Origin of the sequence: Nocardia sp. NPDC050435 (assembly GCF_040655395.1) — a bacterium.
Lineage (GTDB): Bacteria > Actinomycetota > Actinomycetes > Mycobacteriales > Mycobacteriaceae > Nocardia.
Window position 1 is genome coordinate 19,520 of the sequence record NZ_JBFAJW010000019.1, and the last position, 18,424, is coordinate 37,943.

The following is an 18,424-nucleotide window of genomic DNA, read 5'->3' on the forward strand; positions in this document are numbered from 1 at the left end:
CTGCAATCAGGTGGCTCAGAAAAACGCACCTGGGCTCGCGGCCAGGTGATACCTTACCGGCATTCCCCTGTCCCCTCCGCGTCCGCACCCAGACTTAGGGTACGCTAACCAATGTGGGCAAGGTGAAAGCCAAGAAGGTTTCCAAGTTGAAACCCAAGAAGAAATGCTGCCGTAAGAAGACGCGCTGCGTGAAATGCCCTGTCGTCATCATGCGGATGAAGAAGGCCGAAGCCGCAGGTTGCTGCGGTAAAGACCTGAAGAAGGCCCTGAAGCTGGCGCGCGCGGCCTGACCGCGCCGTCTCCGGAATCCCCCCGCGAAATCATGTGCATTCCCGCCCGCGCGGGGTAGAACCGGGGCATGAGCACCCCACTGCTTTCCGACGCCGAACTCTCCGACGCGCTGGCCGGCTTGACGGGCTGGACCCGATCCGGGGACACGATCACCCGCACCGTCGAGGCCGCCACCTTCCCGGCCGGCATCGAACTGGTCCGCCAGGTCGCCGAGATCGCTGAGTCGATGAACCATCACCCCGATATCGACATCCGCTGGCGCAAGATCACCTTCGCCCTGTCCACGCACGACGCGGGCGGACTCACCGCCCTGGATGTGACGCTGGCTCGGGAGATCGATCGGCTGGCCGCGACGTCCGACTGACCCAGATCACCCAGACGAACAGCGCCAGCACGCCGAACAGGTCCACCGCGCCGAGCCAGGCCAGCCAGCCCGGCCGCGACACGTCCCAGATCGAGGGCTGCGCGAACGAGAGCACCCACGGCACGCCGATCAGTGTGACCAGCAGCCAGAACCCGGCCAGCACCCGCGCGCCCCGCGCCTGCCGCAGCGGGCCGTAGAGCAGCCACAGCACCACCGGCAGCAGCCAGACGAAATGGTGCGACCAGGAGATCGGCGAGATCATCAGCCCGAACAGCTGCACCAGGATCAGCGTGCCCAGCCGGTCGTCCGGGCCCAGCGTGCGCCAGGCCCAGAAGCCGAGGACCGCGATCACCAGCACGCCGGCCAGATACCAGGGGCCGGTCTGCACGTCGTAGCCGACGATCCGGCTCAGTGCGCCGCGCATCGACTGGTTCCACACCGAGCCCACCGGGCCGATCCGGTCGGCGTCGCCGAGCAGCGTGCCGAAGTAGCGCTCGGCCTCGTGCCGATTGATCAGGAAGCTGATCCCGACCGTCAGCCCGAACACCACCGCCGACCACAGCGCCGCGCCCCAGCGCCGCCGCGCCACCAGATACAACCCGGTGATCGCCGGGGTCAGCTTGATGCCGGCGATGATGCCGACCAGGCCACCGGAGACCCACCAGCGCGAACTACGTGCCGCCAGCATCGCGCCCAGCACCAGGAAGACGTTCACCTGGCCGTAGTCGATGGTGGTGCGCACCGGCTCCATCCACACACCCACCGCGGTCCACCCGACCGCCACGGCCTGCCAACCGTTTTCGCGCATCCGGTCCGCACCGAGCAAGAGCTCCAGGCTGATTCGCACGATGGCGTAGAGCGCGCCCACCGTGGCCAGCAGCCAGCCGATCGCGATCACCGTGAACGGCAGGAAGTGCAGCGGATAGAACACCAGCGCCGCGAACGGCGGATAGGTGAACGGCAGCGGGAAATCCGGAGTCTTCTCCGAGTAGGTGTAGTCGTAGAGCCTGTCGGTGAGCAGCGAGGCCGACCCGTCCACGTAGACGTGCAAGTCGACGAGGTTCATCCCGTTCTCCGACAGCAGCATCCACAGCAGCCGCGCCAGTATGGACAGGCCGAGCGCCAGCACCGCCCAGCGCAGGCGGCGAGTGGCGGCCCGAACGCTCTCTGAGGTCACTTCACAGGCTTTCGAGTCGGTGCGGGAGGATGGTGCGTCCCGCGGAGTGTTCGGGCGTTCGGCGGCAGGGTCTGAAAACTCCGACTACATTAACCGCAGCGTGTCGGCCCACAAGGCGGACGCCCCGGTAGGACCACTCATCAGGGCCCTATGGCGCTGCTTGGCAAAGATCTTGCCGGGGCGTAATTGCTGATAACATCTGCATCACACTTCACTCCTGTAACACCAGATCGCGCTAGGTTCTGACCACACTGTTCGTCCACAGCGCATCGTTGGGACACCGCAGCTGTACAACTCGGTGACCTTGTCCCTAGAGTGACCCCGAAACGATGGGTTTTCACCCCATCGCCCTAGATGTACCCCGAAGGTAAGGACGGCTAGACAGTGCTTCGCAACCGAGGATCGCGGATCGCATTGACCGCTCTCGCCCTGGCCGCGAGTGCTTCACTCGCTGCGCCCACCGCCATTGCGGCCCCGGCGCCCGCGTCCACCGCGGTTTCGAACGACATCCCGATCGTGCCCGAGGGTGTGCCGGTCGATGGCCTGATCGCCCTGGCCCCCGCCATCGTCGGCGCGATCTCCAGCCCCGCCAAGGACATTGCCGAGGGCGGCCCGCAGGCCGCCATCCTCGCGCAGGCCCGGGCGCTGCTGGCCACGCTGAACCTGCCGCCGCAGATCAAGGCCACTCTGGAACGCGTCATCACATTCCTCGACGGCAGCGGCGGCGGTGGCCCGACCCTGCCCGAGGACGGCCCGGTGATCGCGCAGTTCCTGTACCCGAGCATCGGCAAGGGCTGCATCAGCGCCTCCGCCGACTCGGTGGGCACCACGCTCGCGGTGCCCGGCCCGGCCCAGCTGCCCCCGCCCGGCCCGAAGGCCGGTCAGACCGGTTTCGTGTTCACCGCGCTCGGCACCAAGTCGCCGACGGCCGAACAGAACCCGCCGATGACCGTGCAGTGGCTCAACCTGAACACCGGCAAGTCCGGCGTGCAGAACCTGACCGACGACGCCAAGATCAACCCGGACGGCCCGGCCACCCTGTCGGCCATCGCCGACACCGGTTCCGGTCGCGTCGTCGCCGTGGTGGGCGGTTCGCTGACCACCAAGGCCGCCGACGCCGAGCCCCGCACCTGCACCTTCCTGCCGATGCTCGGCTTCTTCAACGTCGCCTGAGCGATAGCCCGAGATGTGCCGGAACCCGGCGGTCCACGGACCGCCGGGTTTCGCCTTTTCCGGACCGCGGCGTTAGCGCGTGCGGCCCGCCGCACTGTGGTAGACCCGACTCATGGCGACTGACGAACCAGCGCGTCCCGGTCATTGCATCCGGAGCCGGCGATCGCACCGGTCGATCCTGTCGATCCGGTCCGAAGGCTCCATCCTGTCCATCGGTTCGGCCTATTCGATCCTCTCGATCGGCAGCGTCGGCTCGGTGCTGTCCATCGGTTCGGCGGGATCGTTCGGCTCGGCCCTGTCCACCGCCTCCTTCGCCAGCCTCGGCTCGGCGTTCTCGGGGCTGTCCCGGTGGTCGATGTTCTCCTGGCGCGCCGACCACCACGCCCCCGACTCCCGCCCGACCCTGCGCGTGGTCCCGGACGACGAACCGGACCTGCGGGTCACCCCACTGAGCCACAGCCAGACCTGACGGTTGTGCGCGGGCGAACGGGGTGGCATCCTCGTGTCCATGATCAGTACTGATGGAAAGGGCGTCCTGCGCCCGGGCCGTTGAGCCCCGAGGCCACGTTCGTGGCCCATGCCTTGTCTCTCGCCGCCCTGCACGGTCCCGGCCCCTGGCCCCGTGACGGCTATCCGCTTCCGGACGAATCTCCCGGCGAAACCCTGTTGCCCAGTGTGGTTTTCGATGGGGTGAGTACGCACCACGTCCGCCCCGCGCCGCGGTCCGCGGCCGCACTCGCCGACCAGGTGCTCATCCACCTGGACGACCCCGCCCGGTTGCTCACCGTTTTCGCCGACCTCACGGCAGTGCGCGTCGCCGATGATCTGGTGCTGGAACTGCGCTCCCGGCCGGTGCCCCGGGACAAGCTCCGCGCCGCGGCCAGATTCGTCGCCGAACAGGCCACCCGGCGGGAAGTCGCCAAACTCGGCATCGTCCTGCTCGGCATCAGCGGCGACGAGCGCGACACCGAGTTGCTCCAATTGCTGGGCGGTCTGGAGGAATTCACGCTCTTCGCCGTCGTGGCGCTGCTCGAGATCCATCCCGAACCCCAGCGCGCGGTGTTCGAACTGGCGCGTCGCGTCGACGGTTGGGGCCGGATCCACGCCGTCGAACGACTGCGGGCCTGTACCGATCCGGAGATCAAGGCCTGGTTGCTGCGCGAGGGTTTCCGCAACGGGGTGCTCGACGAGTACCTCGCCTACCTCGCCGCCACCACCGGCGGCCTGTACGAGGCTCTGCACGCGGACGACGTCGACGAGACGCTGCTGAACGGCGCGACCGGCATCCTGCTGGCCCTGGCCAACCTGCGTGGTCCGACGGCGGACATGCGCTCCTACGACGACGCCGTACCCGTCATGCACCGCTACGCCGAACTTCTCGACCAGGCCGCGCCCACGCTCGGGCGGCTCTGCGCCGCGCAGGCCTTGCGAGACCTGTGCGACGAGGCGGGTTTCGAGTGGCCCGACGGCGAACCCGCTCGGCTGGCGGCGTGCTACGACGCGCTGCTCAGCCGCCCGCGCTGGCGCGAGTTCCTGCTGGACGAGCTCACGCGGGATACGCCGGAACATCGGGGCCACTTCCACACCGCGCTCTCCTGTGCGAGCCGGCTCGGCCTGGACGTCTTCGCCATCGCCCTGGACCGCCTGCGCACCGGCCGGGCCGACGCTTTCATCTGGCAGTGGGCCATGGACGAGGCCGACGCGACGACCGTCGGACAGGTCGTAGCGCTCGCGGAAACTGTTCTGCCGCTGGCCGATCTGGCCTCGGGTCCCACCGAATCCCTCGGCCTCGGCCGCCGGTTCGCCCTCGATATGGCTTTGGAATTCGTCGTCCGGCCGCTGGGCGACTACCCCGGTGTCGGCCTCGCCCTGCTCCCGGTCGCCTTGGCCAACCGCGTCATCCGCTGCCGCCGGGCGGCCCTCGGGGTGCTGGGGGCGTGGCCGCCGGAGCACCGCCCACCCGAGGCCCGAGCCTGGATCGCCACGGCGGCCGAGCGGGAGCCCGACGCCGGATTGCGGCGCGAGCTGCTGGCGTTCGCCGCCGAGTGAAGCACCCGGCCCGCACGCCGGCGTGCGGGCCGCACGGTGCTCAGCGGTCGGCGGGAACCGTCCGGCGCTTCTCGCGGTCCCGGTACGCCGCGCGTTCCTCGTAGCGGCGGTAATCCAGATCGGTGCCGCCGCCCAGAGCGGACGCGGCGCGCAGCGCGAGCACGATGCCCAGTGGCAGCAGCACCCAACTCAGTTCGAGCATCGGGGTCACCGGCCCGAGCGCGCGGGCTCGCTGCGGTAGCGCGAGGCCGAGCCGTCGATCCGGCAGATCTTCCACAGCACGCGGGCGACCGGGTTGAGCAGGCCGAGGTCGGTGGCGAGCATGCGGACGTCGGCGAAGAAGCTCTGGAGCACGCGGCGCGATTCGGGACTGCGCCAGAAGACCTCGTCGATCACCGACTGCGGCACCGCGCAGTCGCGGCGGAACTCGCCGGTGGGCACCGCGATCAGATCGCAGATGATGCGCATGGTCGGCGCGAAGACCAGCGACAGCACGAACTTCTTGAAACGGCCCATCCGCGGCACCGCCTGCTCCAGGTAGCCGTGCGCGAAGCTGATGTGGCGCGCCTCCTCGGCCACGTGGATCGCCATCACCCGCTCGATCATGGGATGGGCGGCCGCACCCGAGCGCAGCAGCGTCTTCTGGCCGTGGTCGATCGGCTCCTCGCCGGCCAGCACCATGACGAAGAACCATTCCGGGAAGAGGTTCGCCAGGAACGGCACCAGCGGGGCCACCACGCGCACCCAGGGGCGCATGCCGGGCACGTCCAGGCCGATCCGGTTGACCACCTCCTGGAACATCATGGTGTGGTTGCACTCCTCGATGGATTCGTGGGTGCAGTACCGGAATTCGGGTGATCCGTTGGGCAGGCTGAACACGTACTGCATGAGCCCGCGGATCAGGATGTTCTCGAATTGCAGGCCGACCTTGGCGATATTGGCCTGCCGCCACATGCCGATCTCGATCTGCCGTTCCCGCGGCAGCGCCTGATACCAGGGGTGCGCGCCGAACGGGTCGGCGGCGGGCATGATCCAGCGGTCGTCGTCGCGGCGGACCGCGTAATCCGGGTCGTCCCAGGTGATGTCGAGATATGGATCGAAGCGCCGGTGCACCGAGCCGTAGGACAGGGTCGCCAGCTTCTCGGTGTACTCGTCGTGCAGTGCCTCGGGCATGGTTCCCGCCTCCTCCAGCAATGACCGCGACACGGTGTCGCGGTCAATGCGGTAAACGGTACCGCCGGACGCTGGACGCAGGCAAGGGCTGACCGCGACAATCTGTCGCGCTCAGGAAAATGGTGGTTCAGGAGCGATCCGCGGCCTGGGCCAGCAGCTCACCGATCGGCAGGTCCGCGTCGACGGCGATGCCGCGATTGCGGGCATGCCCCTCCAGCAGCATCACCAGCGAATCGGTCAGCGCCCGGCTCACCTGGTCCGCGTCCCAGCCGTCCGGCCGCGTGCGCAGCCAGCGCGTCACCGTGCCGTCGACCGTCGACACGACGGCGAAGGCCGCCAGATCGATCGCGGGATCGGCCTGCCCGAACAGCGCCGCCGCGGGCGTGAACAGCGCGGAGATACGCTGTGCGACAGCCTCTTTCGTCCCGGCCACCACGACCACACCGGACGGGTCGTGACTACCGGGCCCCTGCTCGACCCAGCGGTGCAGCCGCGGGTGCGCGGCCACCAGCGTCACATAGGTGTGCACCGCGCGATAGACCGTCTCCCGCACCGAGTCCTCGAGCTCGAGCGTCGGCATGAGCGTGCCGATGTAGGACTCGACCAGGTACTCGCGCGTGCGGGCATCGAGCTCGGCGCGATCGGCGAAATGGCGGTAGATCACCGACCGTTTGAGCCCCGCCCGGTCGGCGATCTCCTGCAACGAGATCTCCGCGCCCGGCTCGGCCTCCTCGATCAGCTCGACCAGGGCGTCCATGATCGCGCGGCGCCGCTCGGCGTTGTGTTCACCCCAACGCCCACCGGAACCCTCGTCGCGCCGCGCCACCATGCCCCACAGCATTCCATCTCGCGGCTGACGGGTTCACCACTGTCCGTAGTACTCGGTCAGAATGTGGTTCAGATCGACGCCGATTCCGTCGACGGCGCGCTTGTCGATTTCGAACTGGTGCAGATTCGCGGCGGGGTGCACATATCCCTGCGGCGTGCCCCAATTGTGCTGCCAGAAATAGGAACCCAGGCCGGACTCCAGCGCCCAGTCGATGGTGGGCGCGTTGGCGTACACCCCGGTGTACTCGTGCCCGGCGACCGATTCCCAGCCCTCCAGATACGGGCGCACCATCGTGTCGAATTCCTCGCGACTGGGATTGTCGTCGATCGAGGTGTAGATGGGCCGGTCTTCGGGCCCGTCGGCTTCCAGATGCAATTGCCGCCCGCGCTCGGCGTGCCGCTGCCCGGCCTCGAATCCGCCGCGCCAGTCGGCGGTCGGCCCCTTACCGAATTGGTAGCAGGAGACGATCGTCAGCCCCGCCGCGCGCAGCGCCGTGGCCTCCGCGGCCAGCAGTGGTTTCCCGGCCATCCATTCCGCGCCGGGCCGGCGATCGGAGACATAGCGGATGGCGCCGAGATGCCCGGCGGCCAGAATCGCGTCGGCGGAGGGGACGCCGCCCGCGTAATCGAGCAGGGTGCCGAGCGGTTCGGCGGAAACTCGGGGTGCGGCCAGGCCGACGGCGGCCGCCGCGGCAGCACAGGTGAAAAGGGAACGCCGGGACAGCTCCATTACGCAGACTCCTTCGCACAAACCGCTGGGATGCGCGGAGTGGAAATTGCGCACCTTTATGGGCAGCGTGCCCGGCGCACCTTCCCCAAGGTGGCTACATTCCTGCAGCCGCGCGCCGGGAGCCTCGAACGTGTACTTATTTCACCATATTCACAGAAGAACCGCCAGACCCATCGGACTCACTCATCACACGAGTCCCACCGGTCACGGCCGGGGTCCTGGTGCCGCCGATCCGCCCGGCGACGTCGATTGTCCGGCTCGAAGCGTCGGCGAGTTCCTTGCGGACCACGCTCGCGACCTGGGCTACCACCTGTTTCTTGATCCCGGCCAGCGCGCCGAGCGTGGCGGCGCGCATGCCCTCGGCCTTGTACTCCAGCTGGATGTCCTCGACGGCGAGCGGGTCGACATCGATGACGATCGCCAGCGGGTCGGCGGCGCGCGCGGTCAGCACCAGCGGGATCCGGACATCGGCGCGGTAGCGGTTCGACTTGAGCACGTCGACGGTGATGTCCAGGCTCACCGGCAGCAACAGATCGAAGGACACCTGCTCGGCGGCGCGCTCGGTCAGCTCCGGTTCCAGGATCGAGCCCTGCACCAGCACCGTGGCCTTCTTGCCGGGCCCGGTCCGCAGCGGCCCGACCTCGATCGGCCGGCCCGCCATCCGCCGCACCACCTCGTGCACCCGATCCCGGGTGACGATGCGTTCGAAGAAGCGGTGCCCGAACTCGCCGTAGTCGATCCACTCGAACTCGGTCCGGCCGCGATGCCGGGACGGCGTGCCGCCGACGATGGCCTCGACGTCGAAGATCCGCCCGCGCCGGGCCGCCGGCTCGGACAGGATCGCGTTCACGCGCTTGGCCACCTCGTTCTGCACCACCCCGGCCAGCGGCCCGAGCAGCCACTCCCAGGACGCGGCGATGGCCTGGGCGCGCAGCACGAAACTGACGTCGCGCGCGGTGATCGGCGGGATGTCGATGACGATCAGCAGCGGGTCGGCGGTGCGCGCGTGCAGGGCCAGGTCGATCTCGACGACGGCGGCCAGCCGCAGCTTCTGCCCGCCCAGCAGGACCTTCACCGCCAGCGACAGCGGCACCGTCACCTGGTAGACGACGTGCGGATCCTGGCGCAGCACAGTGGGTTCGCCGACGCGGCCCTCGGCGACGAAGCCGGCCAGCCCGGCGGGCCCCAGCGAGTAGGGGCCCATCGTCATGCCCCGGCCGGCCATTCCGGCCACCGCGGCCACGATGCGTTCCCGCGTCACCGCCTGGGCGACGAACTGTTCTCCGAATTCGGCGTAGTCGATCCAGAGGGGATCGCTACTCGTAGCGTCGATCGGCTGCAATGTTCCGGAACCCTTACCTGAAGACGGACACCGGACACGCTACGCGAGCGAGGTGTCGCACTGTTTGCGCCGCCCGTAACAGGCGGGATCCCTGTCCTGCTGATGAGGGGGTAGCAGGACAGGGCCCCTGATCGGCAGCGCTGCCGGGCGCTGCCTACTCCATGGTAAGGCGCGGGCGCGGACTCGCCGATTGTTCGCGCGCCGAGAAATCGAGCACAATGCCAGAAAATGTCACAGCGCCGGGCGGATCAGTTGTGCAATCTGCCTAAGCCGACTATGCCGGGTACCTCCGCGAGCGTGAATCGGCTGATCCGGACATCGTCGAATTCGTTGCCGCCCAGGGTGGTGACGACGCCGTCGGCGTAGTCCAGCACGAAGTGGGTGTGCTGGGTGAACGGGCTGCGATCGCTGTAGAACAGCACATCACCCGTGCGCGGCCGGTAGCCCGCCAGGCCGGTGAACCGCCCGGTGCCCTGGTAGTACTCCTGCAAGGTGTAGACGCCAGGGATGCGCCACGATCCGGAGTGGGGGTTGACCAACGGCAGACCGGCCGCCCGCATGGTCCAGCTGACGAAATCGGCGCACCACGGCTCGACCTGGCCCTCGGCGTATTTCGTCCCCGCGCCGGGCGCGCGGAACTCCTGCCGCAGCACCGCGACCAGCCGGGCCTGATCGGCGCTCAGGCCCGCGCTGTCGATCGCCGGGAACTCGGTGAGATTCTCCCCCACGACCGCGGACTCGCCGGAATGCTGCTGCCACAGGCGCACTCCCAGCACGGCGGCGACGGCAAGCGCCGTCACCAGCACGGCCGGTCCCGCCCACCGGCTGATCTTCCGCGTGTTCATCCCCCGGCCCCCTTCGGTCAGCTCCTGACCTGTAGACGAACGGGGCGGCCGGACAGTTCCCGCTCAGGCGGCGGTCTTCTTGCCCATCGGAATGCACGCGGTCAGCGCGATCGCCACGACGGCCGCGGCCATCGCGATGAAGAACGTGGTGTGGAAGGCCTCGCGCGAGGGCAGCAGGTGCGAGCCGAGCTGAACGGTCATGTGCGCCAGCACGACGCTCATCACCGCCGAGGAGGTGGAGGTGCCGATCGAGCGCATCAGCGAGTTGAGGCCGTTGGCCGCGGCGGTTTCGGTGATCGGCACCGCGCCCATGATCAGCGCGGGCATCGCCGCGTAGGCCAGGCCCACACCGCCCGCGCAGATCACCGAGGCCAGCATGATCTGCCAGACGCTGTCCATCATGACCACCGCGAGCAGGTAGCCGACCGCGATCACGGCCGAGCCGAGCATCAGGGTGACCTTCGGTCCGCGCGCCGCCGAGAGCCGCGCGGAGACCGGCGACAGCAGCATCATCACCAGACCGGTGGGCGCCATCACCAGACCCGCGTTCACCATGGACAGCCCGAAGCCGTAGCCGGTCGCCTCCGGCGCCATCAGCAGCTGCGGGAAGGTCAGCGACATGCCGTAGAGCGCGAAGCCGACCGCGATCGAGGCGACGTTGGTGAACAGCACCCGCGGCCGCGCCGAGACCCGGAGGTCGACCAGCGGCGACGCCTGGCGCAGCTCGTAGTAGCCCCAGCCGAGGAAGACCACCACCGCGACGGCGAACAGCGACAGGATCGAGCCGCTGGCCCAGCCCCAGTCCGCGCCCTTGGTGATCGCGACCAGCAGGGCCAGCAGCGCCACCGAAAGGCCGACCGCGCCACCGAAATCGAAGCGGGCCGGGGTGCGGACCGGCGATTCCGGGACGAAGACGAAGACCAGGATCGCGCACAGCACGCCCATGCCGGCGGCGGTCCAGAACAGCATGTGCCAGTCGGCGTTCTGCGCGATGGCGGCCGCGACCGGCAGGCCGATCGCGCCGCCGACGCCCAGCGTCGCGCTCATGATCGCCATCGCCGAGCCCACCCGCTCGGCCGGCAGTTCGTCGCGCATGATGCTGATGCCCAGCGGGATCGCGCCGACCGCGGCGCCCTGGAGCGAGCGGCCGATGATCTCGGGCAGCAGCGAGGAGAAGCTCGCGCACACCACCGAGCCCGCGATCAGCGCCAGCAGGTTCACGAACAACACACGGCGCTTGCCGAACATGTCGCCGAGGCGGCCGCTGATCGGGGTGAACACCGCACCCGCCAGCAAGGTCGCGGTGATGACCCAGGACGCGTTGGCGGCCGAGGTGCTCAGCAGGGTGGGCAGCGCGGGAATGATCGGGATGACCAGGGTCTGCATCAGCGAGACGACGACGCCGACCATGCCGAGGGTGGCGATCAGCACGGCGGGTGTGGGCCGGCGGGTGCCGGAACTCGAATCGGTGGTGTCCGCGCTGGATTCGGCGATGGTCATTATGTGCACGGTACACATCGTGTGTACGGTGCACAATTTGCTCCGGAGTGACCCGGCCGACATAGTGATGCCATGTCCGAAGAGCGTCCCGAGGCGCTGCCGCGCCTGGTCTACGAGATAACCCTGCTCTCCCGGCACTTCCCCACCGCCGTGCTACGCCGGCCGGGTTTCCGGCTGGACCGCTCGGCCTATCTCCTGCTGATCCGGCTCGAGCTCGACGGACCGCTGAGTCTGCGGGAACTGTCCGAGGCGTTCCGGCTCGACATCTCCACCATCAACCGTCAAGTGGGCTCGATGCTGAAACTGGGCTTGGTGGAACGGGTTCCGGACCCCGAGGGCGGCATCGCCCGCAAGATCCGCGCCAGCACCGAGGGCCTGGCCGAGCTCGCGCACGACCGCGCGCAGAGCCGGGAGGGCATCGGCTCCGTCGTCGCCGACTGGGACGAGGCCGATGTCGCCCAGCTGAGCAAACTCGTCGCACGGTTCAACGCCTCGATCGAGGAGAAGGAGAACAACCCCTGGCCGCGTCCCTAGGGGGAGGACATCGATGCGGACAATCGGCACGAACACGTTGTGTCCGCACGCGATTTCATTAGGCTCGCGACGGTGGGACAGCACCGCAGTACCGAACCGTCTACCTGGCTTTCCTGGGACAATTATCTGATCGGCGTGCTAGGTCTGGTGATCGCCGCGGGGCTCGGTACCTCGGCCGCCATCCTCGCCGACTCCGGCCACGCCACCGCGGCGGTCGTGCTCGCGATCGCGGCCGCGCTGTGCGTGGTCCCGGCCGCTCTGCAAGCTCTCGGCGAACTACTCGCCGGGCTGCTCCTACTCGGCATGTTGCTGGGCGGTGTCCTGCTCTTACCCGTGCTGCTGGTCAGCCGCCGCGCACGGCGCTGGGCCAAGCGGCGCTGGCAACGTACCTGGCACTGAGTCCTCCAGTGCCCCAGCTGGATTGACATCCGCACCCCCAGCCTCATCCGCACCTAATCCCGGGTTCGGCGTGTGCCGGGCGCGTTTGTCGGGTTCACTGAACGCCATGGGCCCATTACGAATTCCGGTCGCCACCGCCGCCCTGCACGGGGTCGACTGGCTGATCGACGCGAGCCGGCAGCAGCGCGTCATCCTGACCAGCTCCGGCCGACCGGTCGCCGTCGTCGACGCGTGTGACCGTGCGCCACAGGCATTTCCGGCCGTCGACCTGGCCGGCGCCTGCGCGCGGCTCGGGGTCGACGAGGCCGGGGTGCGCGAACGCATCCAGCGGCTCGCCAGCCGGTAGCTGACCGACCATCGCACGGCCTCGCCCGGAACGAGGCCGAATTTTGCCGCACCGCAGCGTGATCACCGACGTTTGAGTCGCCGTTCCCGAGGCACTACCGGAACAACAGACGCTCGTCGAAGGAGAATGCGGTGTCGTCCGGAATGTTGGTATTGGTGATTATCGCGGTGATAGTCGTCCTCGCGGTGCTGGGCCTGCTGGTCTGGCCGATGCTGCGCAGGCGGCGTCTGCGGGAGAAATTCGGGCCCGAATACGACCGGACCCTTCAGGAAACCGAGGACCGCAAGGCCGCCGAACGCGAACTGGCGGAACGCGAACGCCGGCACGCCGAATTGGATCTGCGCGAACTCCCCCAGGAGCGCAAAGAGCAGTACCTGACGGAATGGGCCGGGGTCCAGGAGCAGTTCGTCGACCATCCGGCCGAAGCCGTGGTCGCCGCCGATCAACTGGTGACCACCATCATGGCCGAGCGCGGCTACCCCACCGAGGGATACGACCAGCAGATCGCGGATCTGTCGGTCGAGCACGCCAATACGCTGGGCCATTACCGGACCGCACACGAGATCGCCACCCGTAAGGACGACGGCGCCTCCACCGAGGAGATGCGCACCGCGATCGTGCATTACCGCGAACTCTTTCAAGACCTGATGAACGGCAATTCCCACCACGTGAAGGACAAGTAAGTCATGGCTACCGAACATGTTTCCGCGGAAAAGATGAAGGATTCCGACGACGGGACGGTGCACGACGACGCGCGGCGCGACCCGAATATCGAAGAATCCGTGGACGATTCGACCTACGGCAGAACCCACGACTCCGTGGAGGATCCGGCCTACGCGCGACCGCACGACGCGGAGGAGGATCAACCCCTGCCCGCCGAGGACCCGAACGGCTGGTCCCACGCGGAGCGCACCGAGACCGAGCGCACCGAGCCCGCCGACGAGTGGGCCGCCGCCGAGCGGTCCCCGGCCCACGATTCGGTCGCGGCCACCGAGGCGCGGCTGGACGAGCACGAACAGCAGGTGCGCGAGTCGGAGGCGACCGAGCACCCGCGCTACGCACCGGACGCGGAAACCCTGGAATCCCCGGCCGTCCCGGCGGAGCCCGTCGCCGAGCCCGCCAAGGCGCCGGTCGCCACGACCGACAGCGACCTGAGCGGCCCGCTGTTCGCCGACGACGAGCTCGAGCGCCTACGCACCCAATGGCGCGAACTCCAGGGCAATTTCGTCGACAACCCGCAGGACGCGGTCACCAAGGCCGACGAACTGGTCGCCGAGGCCATCGATCACCTGGCCGCCACCTATGCCGAGCGCAAGCAGTCGCTCCAGCACGCGTGGGGCGACAACGCGGACACCGAGGATCTGCGCAACGCGCTCCGCGGCTACCGTTCGTTCTTCAACCAGCTGCTGTCCACCGGGGCGTAGACAGACCCGTACCGCCGCACCCCCTGCGCTCGCAGGGGGTGCGGCTGTGTAATGCGCCGGACCTTACGGCGCCACCGGGGCCCGGCCCGCGGCGTCCAGCGCCGCCAGATAGCCGAACACCAGCGCGGGCCCGATGGTCGCGCCGGGACCGGCATACGTGTGACCCATCACCGGCGAGCTGACATTGCCTGCCGCATAGAGCCCTTCGATGACGCTGCCGTCGGCACGCTGCACCCGCCCGGCCTCGTCGGTGACCAGGCCGCCCTTGGTGCCGAGATCACCGGGCACCATCCGCGCGGCGTAGAAGGGGCCGACCTCGAGCGCGCCGAGGTTCGGGTTCGGGCGCTGGCGCGGATCGCCGTAGTAGCGATCGTAGGCACTCTCGCCGCGCCCGAAGTCCTCGTCTTTTCCGGCCCGCGCGAAGGTGTTGAACCGCGCGACCGTGGCTTCGAGCCGCGCAGGCGGCACCCCGATTCGGCTCGCGAGTTCGGTCAGGGAGTCCGCGCGCGTCACCGCACCCGTCTTCAGCCAGCGCCCGGGTATCGCCTGGCGCGGTGTCAGGCCCGCGAACGAGTACCGGTTGCGGTACCGCTGATCGAAAACCAGCCAGGCGGGCAGGTTTTCGCCCGGCCCGTCGCCCTGCCCGAACTCGCCCCCGTACATCCGGTGCGTGGCCTCGACATACGGCAGGGATTCGTTCATGAAGCGCTCGCCGCGGTCGTTGACGATGAGGCTGCCGGGCAGGTTGCGCTCGGCGAGGCAGAACCAGGGCACCCGGGGCAGCGGGATCGACGGTCCCCACCAGGCGTCGGCCATGAAATCTACGGCCGCGCTGACAGCTTGGCCCGCGCGGATGCCGTCACCGGTGTTCGCCCGCGCGCCGACGGTCCAGTCGGTGCCGATCGGCGCGCGCTGATACCGCCGGCGCATCTCCGCGTTGTGCTCGAACCCGCCGGCCGCGAGCAGTACGCCGCGGCGGGCGTGCACGCGCCGCTCCTCGCCGTCGCGCCGGACCACGACGCCGGTGATCCGCCCCGCGTCCTCGCACAGCGACACCAGCGGACTGTCCAGCCACAGGGCACCTCGGCCGCCAGCAGTCCGGCCCGCAGCATCGCCATCAGGGCCTGCCCGCGGGTCAGCAGATGCCGGCGCAGCAGCTGAGCCGTCGCCCACCGAGCGCCGATCGCGATCGCCCGGGGCAGGAACCGCGGATTGCGCAGCCCGAGGTGCAGTTGCCGGAAATCGGCCTGGGTGAGCACGAAATTCTTGGGTCCGGCCGCGTAATCCGGTTTCAGCGTGGCCAGTTCCGGCCCCAGCCGGCGCGCGTCGAACGGTCTCGGTTCCACCGAGCGCCCGTGCGACCGACCGCCGGGAGCCTCGGGGTAGTAGTCGGAATAGCCGGGGACCCAGCGCATCTCCAAGGGTGTGTGCCGCGTCAGGAAGTCGAAGACCTCCGGGCCGCGATCGAGGTAGGCATCGATGCGCGGCGACGGCGCGCCCACGATGTCGGTGAGATAGGTTCGCGCGGCCTCGATGTCGTCGGCGGGCGCCTGCGCGCGCAGCACGGCGTTGCCGGGGATCCACACCCCGCCGCCGGAGCGCGCGGACGAGCCGCCCCAGTGCGCGGCCTTCTCCAGGATCAGGGTGCTGAGCCCGTGGTGCGCGGCGGTGAGCGCGGCCGCCATTCCGGCGGCTCCCGACCCGACCACCACGAGGTCGACGACGGCGGTGTCCTGCATGTTCATTCCTTCGGTCGGGCTCAGCGCCAGCGCTGATCGAGCACCGCGGCTTGCGCCGCTTCGATGCATACCGGCAGCGACGCCGCCGTGTTGTCCGTGCCGCGCAGCCACTGCAAATAACCGAACTCGGCGGCCGCCAGCATGAGGTGCACCAGCAACCCCGGCTTCGCGTCGGTCCGGGGATCGGCCGGCATCCGCTGCGCCACCAGCTCGATCAGCCGGGCGCGGTGCTCCGGCGGCACCAGCGCCACCCGGTCGAGCAGGTGCGGAGCACTGCGGAACGCGGCCCGCCACTGGGCCAGCTCGGCGTGCGCCAGCGTTGTGGAACGGGTCAGGATCGCCTGCGCGAGCGCGACATCCGCCGCCTCGGTGGCCGGGCGCTGTTCGAGCAGCGCGGCGATGCCCGCGCCGCCCTCGCGCACCGGGTCCAGCAGCAGATCTTCCTTGTTGCGCACGTGCCGGAAGTAGGTGCTGGGCGAGATCTGCGCCGCGGCCGCGATCTGCTCGGTGGTGACCGCGTCGAATCCGTCGCGCGCGAACAGCTCGAACGCGGCGCGCTGGATCTCGGCGCGCAGCTGCCGCCGCTGCCGTTCCCGCAGGGATATCGATTCCGTGGCCATGGATGAGAGTATCTCCATGTATGACAGTCTCTGTCAATACGATTCTTACTGTCAGTACCGTCGCTCACCTGGACGGCAGGAGGTCGCGCGGCGGCACCGGACCCCATAGGCTGACGCCGTGATTTCCGGGCGGACAGTGGTCGACGGGCGTTTCGAGTTGATCGAGCCGCTCGGCAGCGGCGGCATGGGGACGGTGTGGCGCGCACTGGACAACGTGCTGCATCGGGAGGTGGCGCTCAAGGAGGTGCGGCCCGACGTCTCCCCCGGCGCCAGCTCGCCCGCGGTGCAGCGGGAGCGGGTCCTGCGCGAGGCCCGCGCGCTTGCCCGCATCGGGCATCCGAATGTGGTGGCGGTGCACCACATCGTGAACTCCGAGGCCGAGACACACCCGTGGATCGTGATGGAGCTGGTGCGCGGCCAGAGCCTGGCCGATCGCCTCGCCGCGGGCCCGCTGCCGGTCGGCGTCGCGGCCCGGCTCGGGCGCGGCATCCTGGCCGGGCTGCGCGCGGCGCACGCGGTCGGCGTCCTGCACCGCGACGTCAAACCCGCGAATGTGGTGCTGCGCGAGGACGGTTCGCCGGTGCTCACCGATTTCGGCATCGCCGCGATCGAGGGACTGGGCGGGCTGACCTCCACCGGGCACCTGGTGGGTTCGCTGGAGTACGTCGCGCCCGAGCGCCTCGGCGGTAAAGAGGGCTATCCCGCTTCGGACCTGTGGTCGCTGGGTCTGGTGCTCTACGTGGCGGTGGAGGGCTTCCACCCGATGCGGCGCGAGACCACCGTCGCCGTGCTGGCGGCGGTACTGGCGGGCGAGGTCCCGCCGCCGCGGCGCGCCGGGGCGCTCACGCCCGTGCTGGAGGCGCTGCTGGTCGCCGATCCGGAGCGGCGGCCGTCCACCGAGGACGTGGATCGCCTTCTTGCACAGGCGATTTCCGCGACCTCGACGCCGTCCATGCCGCTGATCACTCCGCCGTATCCCGGAACCGAGTCGACGACTAGAACCTCAGTCACGCCCGCCGGCGCCTACCGGCCGCAGCCGTTCACGCCCCCGCCGGGCGCGCTGCACCAGGCCGCGCCGCAGTTCACCGGGCCGCGACCGGAGTACGGGCCCCCGCCATCGCAGAACTTCCGGCCGCCCGGCTCGGGTGAGCTACCCGTGGACAATCCGCAGCGCCCGTCCTATTCGCCTGGCCCGCGGCCACTTCCCCGGCCGCCGGGCAGATCGCGCCGACTACTGATCCTGGGCGGCATCGCGGCCATCGTGATCGGCAGCACCGGCGCGACGGTGGCATTCTGGCCCCGCACCGAAACCGCCACGACATCCCCGCCGACTGTCCCCGGCACCGCCGCGGACCCCGGCGCACCGGACAGCCGGCCGCCGACCGCCACGGTCCCCAGTGCCGCCCCGGCGTCCGACCGGCCGAGCCTGCTCACCCCGGCCGGGATCCGGCAGGCCATCGCCGCCCTCGAAAAAGCCACGGGCGGACAGGAATTCACCGAGGCGACGGTCTACCCCGACTACATCAACACCGGCGCGCCGAAATCCGGCCGCCCCACCGTGTACGACACGTACACCTACAACCGCGAGAAAGCGGCGATCACCAGCACCCAGCCCGGCGGCACGATTACCGACCCGACCATCCGGCTCGGCGCGATCGACTGGGACATCCTGCCCGCCCTGCTGCAACTGGCCCAGGAGAAGATCGGCCTGGCCGAGCCCACTCGGCGCTACCTCATCATCGACAACTGGACCTTCAACGACGACAAGCCGACGCTGCGCGTTTATCTCTCCGACGAGTACGGCGCGGGCGGCTACATGGCGGCCAATCTCGACGGCTCCTTCGTCGACGTCGTCACCGCCGAACGCTGACCCCCGAAACGACGAAGCGG

The 18,424-nt window shown here is 69.3% G+C and carries 20 protein-coding genes and 1 pseudogene; 11 read left to right on the forward strand and 10 right to left on the reverse strand.

The annotated features are described in order from the left end of the window. Window positions 1-113: 113 nt before the first annotated feature. Window positions 114-290: a hypothetical protein gene (locus AB0I43_RS39005; protein WP_356980408.1), complete on the forward strand. Its 177-nt coding sequence runs from the start codon at window positions 114-116 to the stop codon at window positions 288-290. A 68-nt stretch (window positions 291-358) separates the two neighbouring features. Then, the gene (locus AB0I43_RS39010) at window positions 359-655 is read left to right on the forward strand and encodes a 4a-hydroxytetrahydrobiopterin dehydratase (RefSeq protein WP_356980410.1); all 297 of its coding nucleotides are present in this window, start codon (window positions 359-361) and stop codon (window positions 653-655) included. Here AB0I43_RS39010 and AB0I43_RS39015 read toward each other — a convergent pair. Next, window positions 594-1,832, reverse strand: coding sequence for a mannosyltransferase (locus tag AB0I43_RS39015; protein ID WP_356980412.1), 1,239 nt, complete (start codon window positions 1,830-1,832; stop codon window positions 594-596). The genes AB0I43_RS39010 and AB0I43_RS39015 overlap by 62 nt on opposite strands. A 384-nt stretch (window positions 1,833-2,216) precedes the next feature. On the opposite strand from AB0I43_RS39015, the gene AB0I43_RS39020 reads away from it, so the two are divergent. The 3 genes from AB0I43_RS39020 to AB0I43_RS39030 all read left to right on the forward strand — a co-directional run bounded on the left by AB0I43_RS39020 (window position 2,217) and on the right by AB0I43_RS39030 (window position 5,054). Next, the gene (locus tag AB0I43_RS39020; protein ID WP_356980414.1) at window positions 2,217-3,005 is read left to right on the forward strand and encodes a hypothetical protein; all 789 of its coding nucleotides are present in this window, start codon (window positions 2,217-2,219) and stop codon (window positions 3,003-3,005) included. Between the two features lie 112 nt (window positions 3,006-3,117). Beyond that, window positions 3,118-3,474 (forward strand): hypothetical protein, encoded by a 357-nt coding sequence (locus AB0I43_RS39025; protein WP_356980416.1) that lies wholly within the window; start codon window positions 3,118-3,120, stop codon window positions 3,472-3,474. Between the two features lie 221 nt (window positions 3,475-3,695). Further along, window positions 3,696-5,054 (forward strand): hypothetical protein, encoded by a 1,359-nt coding sequence (locus AB0I43_RS39030; RefSeq protein WP_357433888.1) that lies wholly within the window; start codon window positions 3,696-3,698, stop codon window positions 5,052-5,054. Window positions 5,055-5,094: 40 nt separating this feature from the next. On the opposite strand, the gene AB0I43_RS39035 is transcribed toward AB0I43_RS39030, so the two are convergent. From AB0I43_RS39035 to AB0I43_RS39065, 7 genes are all read right to left on the reverse strand, one after another. Next, on the reverse strand, window positions 5,095-5,256 hold the full coding sequence (locus AB0I43_RS39035) for a hypothetical protein (protein ID WP_356980420.1): 162 nt from the start codon (window positions 5,254-5,256) through the stop codon (window positions 5,095-5,097). A gap of 5 nt (window positions 5,257-5,261) precedes the next feature. After that, window positions 5,262-6,227 (reverse strand): diiron oxygenase, encoded by a 966-nt coding sequence (locus AB0I43_RS39040; RefSeq protein ID WP_356980422.1) that lies wholly within the window; start codon window positions 6,225-6,227, stop codon window positions 5,262-5,264. Window positions 6,228-6,354: 127 nt separating this feature from the next. After that, complete coding sequence (locus AB0I43_RS39045) at window positions 6,355-7,056, reverse strand: TetR/AcrR family transcriptional regulator (protein ID WP_356980423.1); 702 nt, start codon at window positions 7,054-7,056, stop codon at window positions 6,355-6,357. 33 nt (window positions 7,057-7,089) lie between these two features. After that, window positions 7,090-7,785 (reverse strand): DUF1906 domain-containing protein, encoded by a 696-nt coding sequence (locus AB0I43_RS39050; protein WP_356980424.1) that lies wholly within the window; start codon window positions 7,783-7,785, stop codon window positions 7,090-7,092. A gap of 136 nt (window positions 7,786-7,921) precedes the next feature. Next, entirely contained in the window at window positions 7,922-9,127 is a 1,206-nt protein-coding gene (locus tag AB0I43_RS39055) for a hypothetical protein (RefSeq protein ID WP_356980426.1), read from the reverse strand. A gap of 248 nt (window positions 9,128-9,375) precedes the next feature. Beyond that, window positions 9,376-9,972, reverse strand: a complete 597-nt coding sequence (locus AB0I43_RS39060; RefSeq protein WP_356980428.1) for a CHAP domain-containing protein — start codon at window positions 9,970-9,972, stop codon at window positions 9,376-9,378. Between the two features lie 63 nt (window positions 9,973-10,035). After that, on the reverse strand, window positions 10,036-11,472 hold the full coding sequence (locus AB0I43_RS39065; RefSeq protein ID WP_356980429.1) for an MFS transporter: 1,437 nt from the start codon (window positions 11,470-11,472) through the stop codon (window positions 10,036-10,038). A 72-nt stretch (window positions 11,473-11,544) separates the two neighbouring features. On the opposite strand from AB0I43_RS39065, the gene AB0I43_RS39070 reads away from it, so the two are divergent. The 5 genes from AB0I43_RS39070 to AB0I43_RS39090 all read left to right on the forward strand — a co-directional run bounded on the left by AB0I43_RS39070 (window position 11,545) and on the right by AB0I43_RS39090 (window position 14,175). Continuing rightward, the gene (locus AB0I43_RS39070; RefSeq protein WP_356980430.1) at window positions 11,545-12,006 is read left to right on the forward strand and encodes a MarR family winged helix-turn-helix transcriptional regulator; all 462 of its coding nucleotides are present in this window, start codon (window positions 11,545-11,547) and stop codon (window positions 12,004-12,006) included. Window positions 12,007-12,078: 72 nt separating this feature from the next. Beyond that, window positions 12,079-12,405, forward strand: a complete 327-nt coding sequence (locus AB0I43_RS39075; protein ID WP_356980432.1) for a hypothetical protein — start codon at window positions 12,079-12,081, stop codon at window positions 12,403-12,405. 106 nt (window positions 12,406-12,511) lie between these two features. After that, window positions 12,512-12,751 (forward strand): hypothetical protein, encoded by a 240-nt coding sequence (locus AB0I43_RS39080; protein WP_356980434.1) that lies wholly within the window; start codon window positions 12,512-12,514, stop codon window positions 12,749-12,751. Window positions 12,752-12,882: 131 nt separating this feature from the next. Continuing rightward, window positions 12,883-13,434 carry a hypothetical protein gene (locus AB0I43_RS39085; protein WP_356980436.1) on the forward strand — a complete coding sequence of 184 codons (552 nt, stop codon included), beginning with the start codon at window positions 12,883-12,885 and terminating at the stop codon, window positions 13,432-13,434. Window positions 13,435-13,437: 3 nt separating this feature from the next. After that, window positions 13,438-14,175 carry a hypothetical protein gene (locus tag AB0I43_RS39090; RefSeq protein ID WP_356980438.1) on the forward strand — a complete coding sequence of 246 codons (738 nt, stop codon included), beginning with the start codon at window positions 13,438-13,440 and terminating at the stop codon, window positions 14,173-14,175. A 63-nt stretch (window positions 14,176-14,238) separates the two neighbouring features. Here the strand turns inward: AB0I43_RS39090 and kstD are convergent. Both kstD and AB0I43_RS39100 read right to left on the reverse strand, forming a co-directional pair. Then, window positions 14,239-15,920 (reverse strand): annotated as a pseudogene (gene kstD / locus AB0I43_RS39095) (3-oxosteroid 1-dehydrogenase). Window positions 15,921-15,934: 14 nt separating this feature from the next. After that, window positions 15,935-16,534 carry a helix-turn-helix domain-containing protein gene (locus AB0I43_RS39100; protein ID WP_356980440.1) on the reverse strand — a complete coding sequence of 200 codons (600 nt, stop codon included), beginning with the start codon at window positions 16,532-16,534 and terminating at the stop codon, window positions 15,935-15,937. Window positions 16,535-16,652: 118 nt separating this feature from the next. Here AB0I43_RS39100 and AB0I43_RS39105 point away from each other — a divergent pair, with 118 nt between their 5' ends. Beyond that, window positions 16,653-18,404 (forward strand): protein kinase, encoded by a 1,752-nt coding sequence (locus AB0I43_RS39105; protein WP_356980442.1) that lies wholly within the window; start codon window positions 16,653-16,655, stop codon window positions 18,402-18,404. Window positions 18,405-18,424: the final 20 nt, after the last annotated feature.

Coding starts and splice junctions, on each gene's coding strand:
- AB0I43_RS39040 (WP_356980422.1), bottom strand. CDS start 6,227: ATGCCCGAGGCACTGCACGACGAGTACACCGAGAAGCTGGCGACCCTG.
- AB0I43_RS39050 (WP_356980424.1), bottom strand. CDS start 7,785: ATGGAGCTGTCCCGGCGTTCCCTTTTCACCTGTGCTGCCGCGGCGGCC.
- AB0I43_RS39100 (WP_356980440.1), bottom strand. CDS start 16,534: ATGGCCACGGAATCGATATCCCTGCGGGAACGGCAGCGGCGGCAGCTG.
- AB0I43_RS39060 (WP_356980428.1), bottom strand. CDS start 9,972: ATGAACACGCGGAAGATCAGCCGGTGGGCGGGACCGGCCGTGCTGGTG.
- AB0I43_RS39090 (WP_356980438.1), top strand. CDS start 13,438: ATGGCTACCGAACATGTTTCCGCGGAAAAGATGAAGGATTCCGACGAC.
- AB0I43_RS39065 (WP_356980429.1), bottom strand. CDS start 11,472: ATGACCATCGCCGAATCCAGCGCGGACACCACCGATTCGAGTTCCGGC.
- AB0I43_RS39080 (WP_356980434.1), top strand. CDS start 12,512: ATGGGCCCATTACGAATTCCGGTCGCCACCGCCGCCCTGCACGGGGTC.
- AB0I43_RS39070 (WP_356980430.1), top strand. CDS start 11,545: ATGTCCGAAGAGCGTCCCGAGGCGCTGCCGCGCCTGGTCTACGAGATA.
- AB0I43_RS39010 (WP_356980410.1), top strand. CDS start 359: ATGAGCACCCCACTGCTTTCCGACGCCGAACTCTCCGACGCGCTGGCC.
- AB0I43_RS39025 (WP_356980416.1), top strand. CDS start 3,118: ATGGCGACTGACGAACCAGCGCGTCCCGGTCATTGCATCCGGAGCCGG.
- AB0I43_RS39045 (WP_356980423.1), bottom strand. CDS start 7,056: ATGGTGGCGCGGCGCGACGAGGGTTCCGGTGGGCGTTGGGGTGAACAC.
- AB0I43_RS39035 (WP_356980420.1), bottom strand. CDS start 5,256: ATGCTCGAACTGAGTTGGGTGCTGCTGCCACTGGGCATCGTGCTCGCG.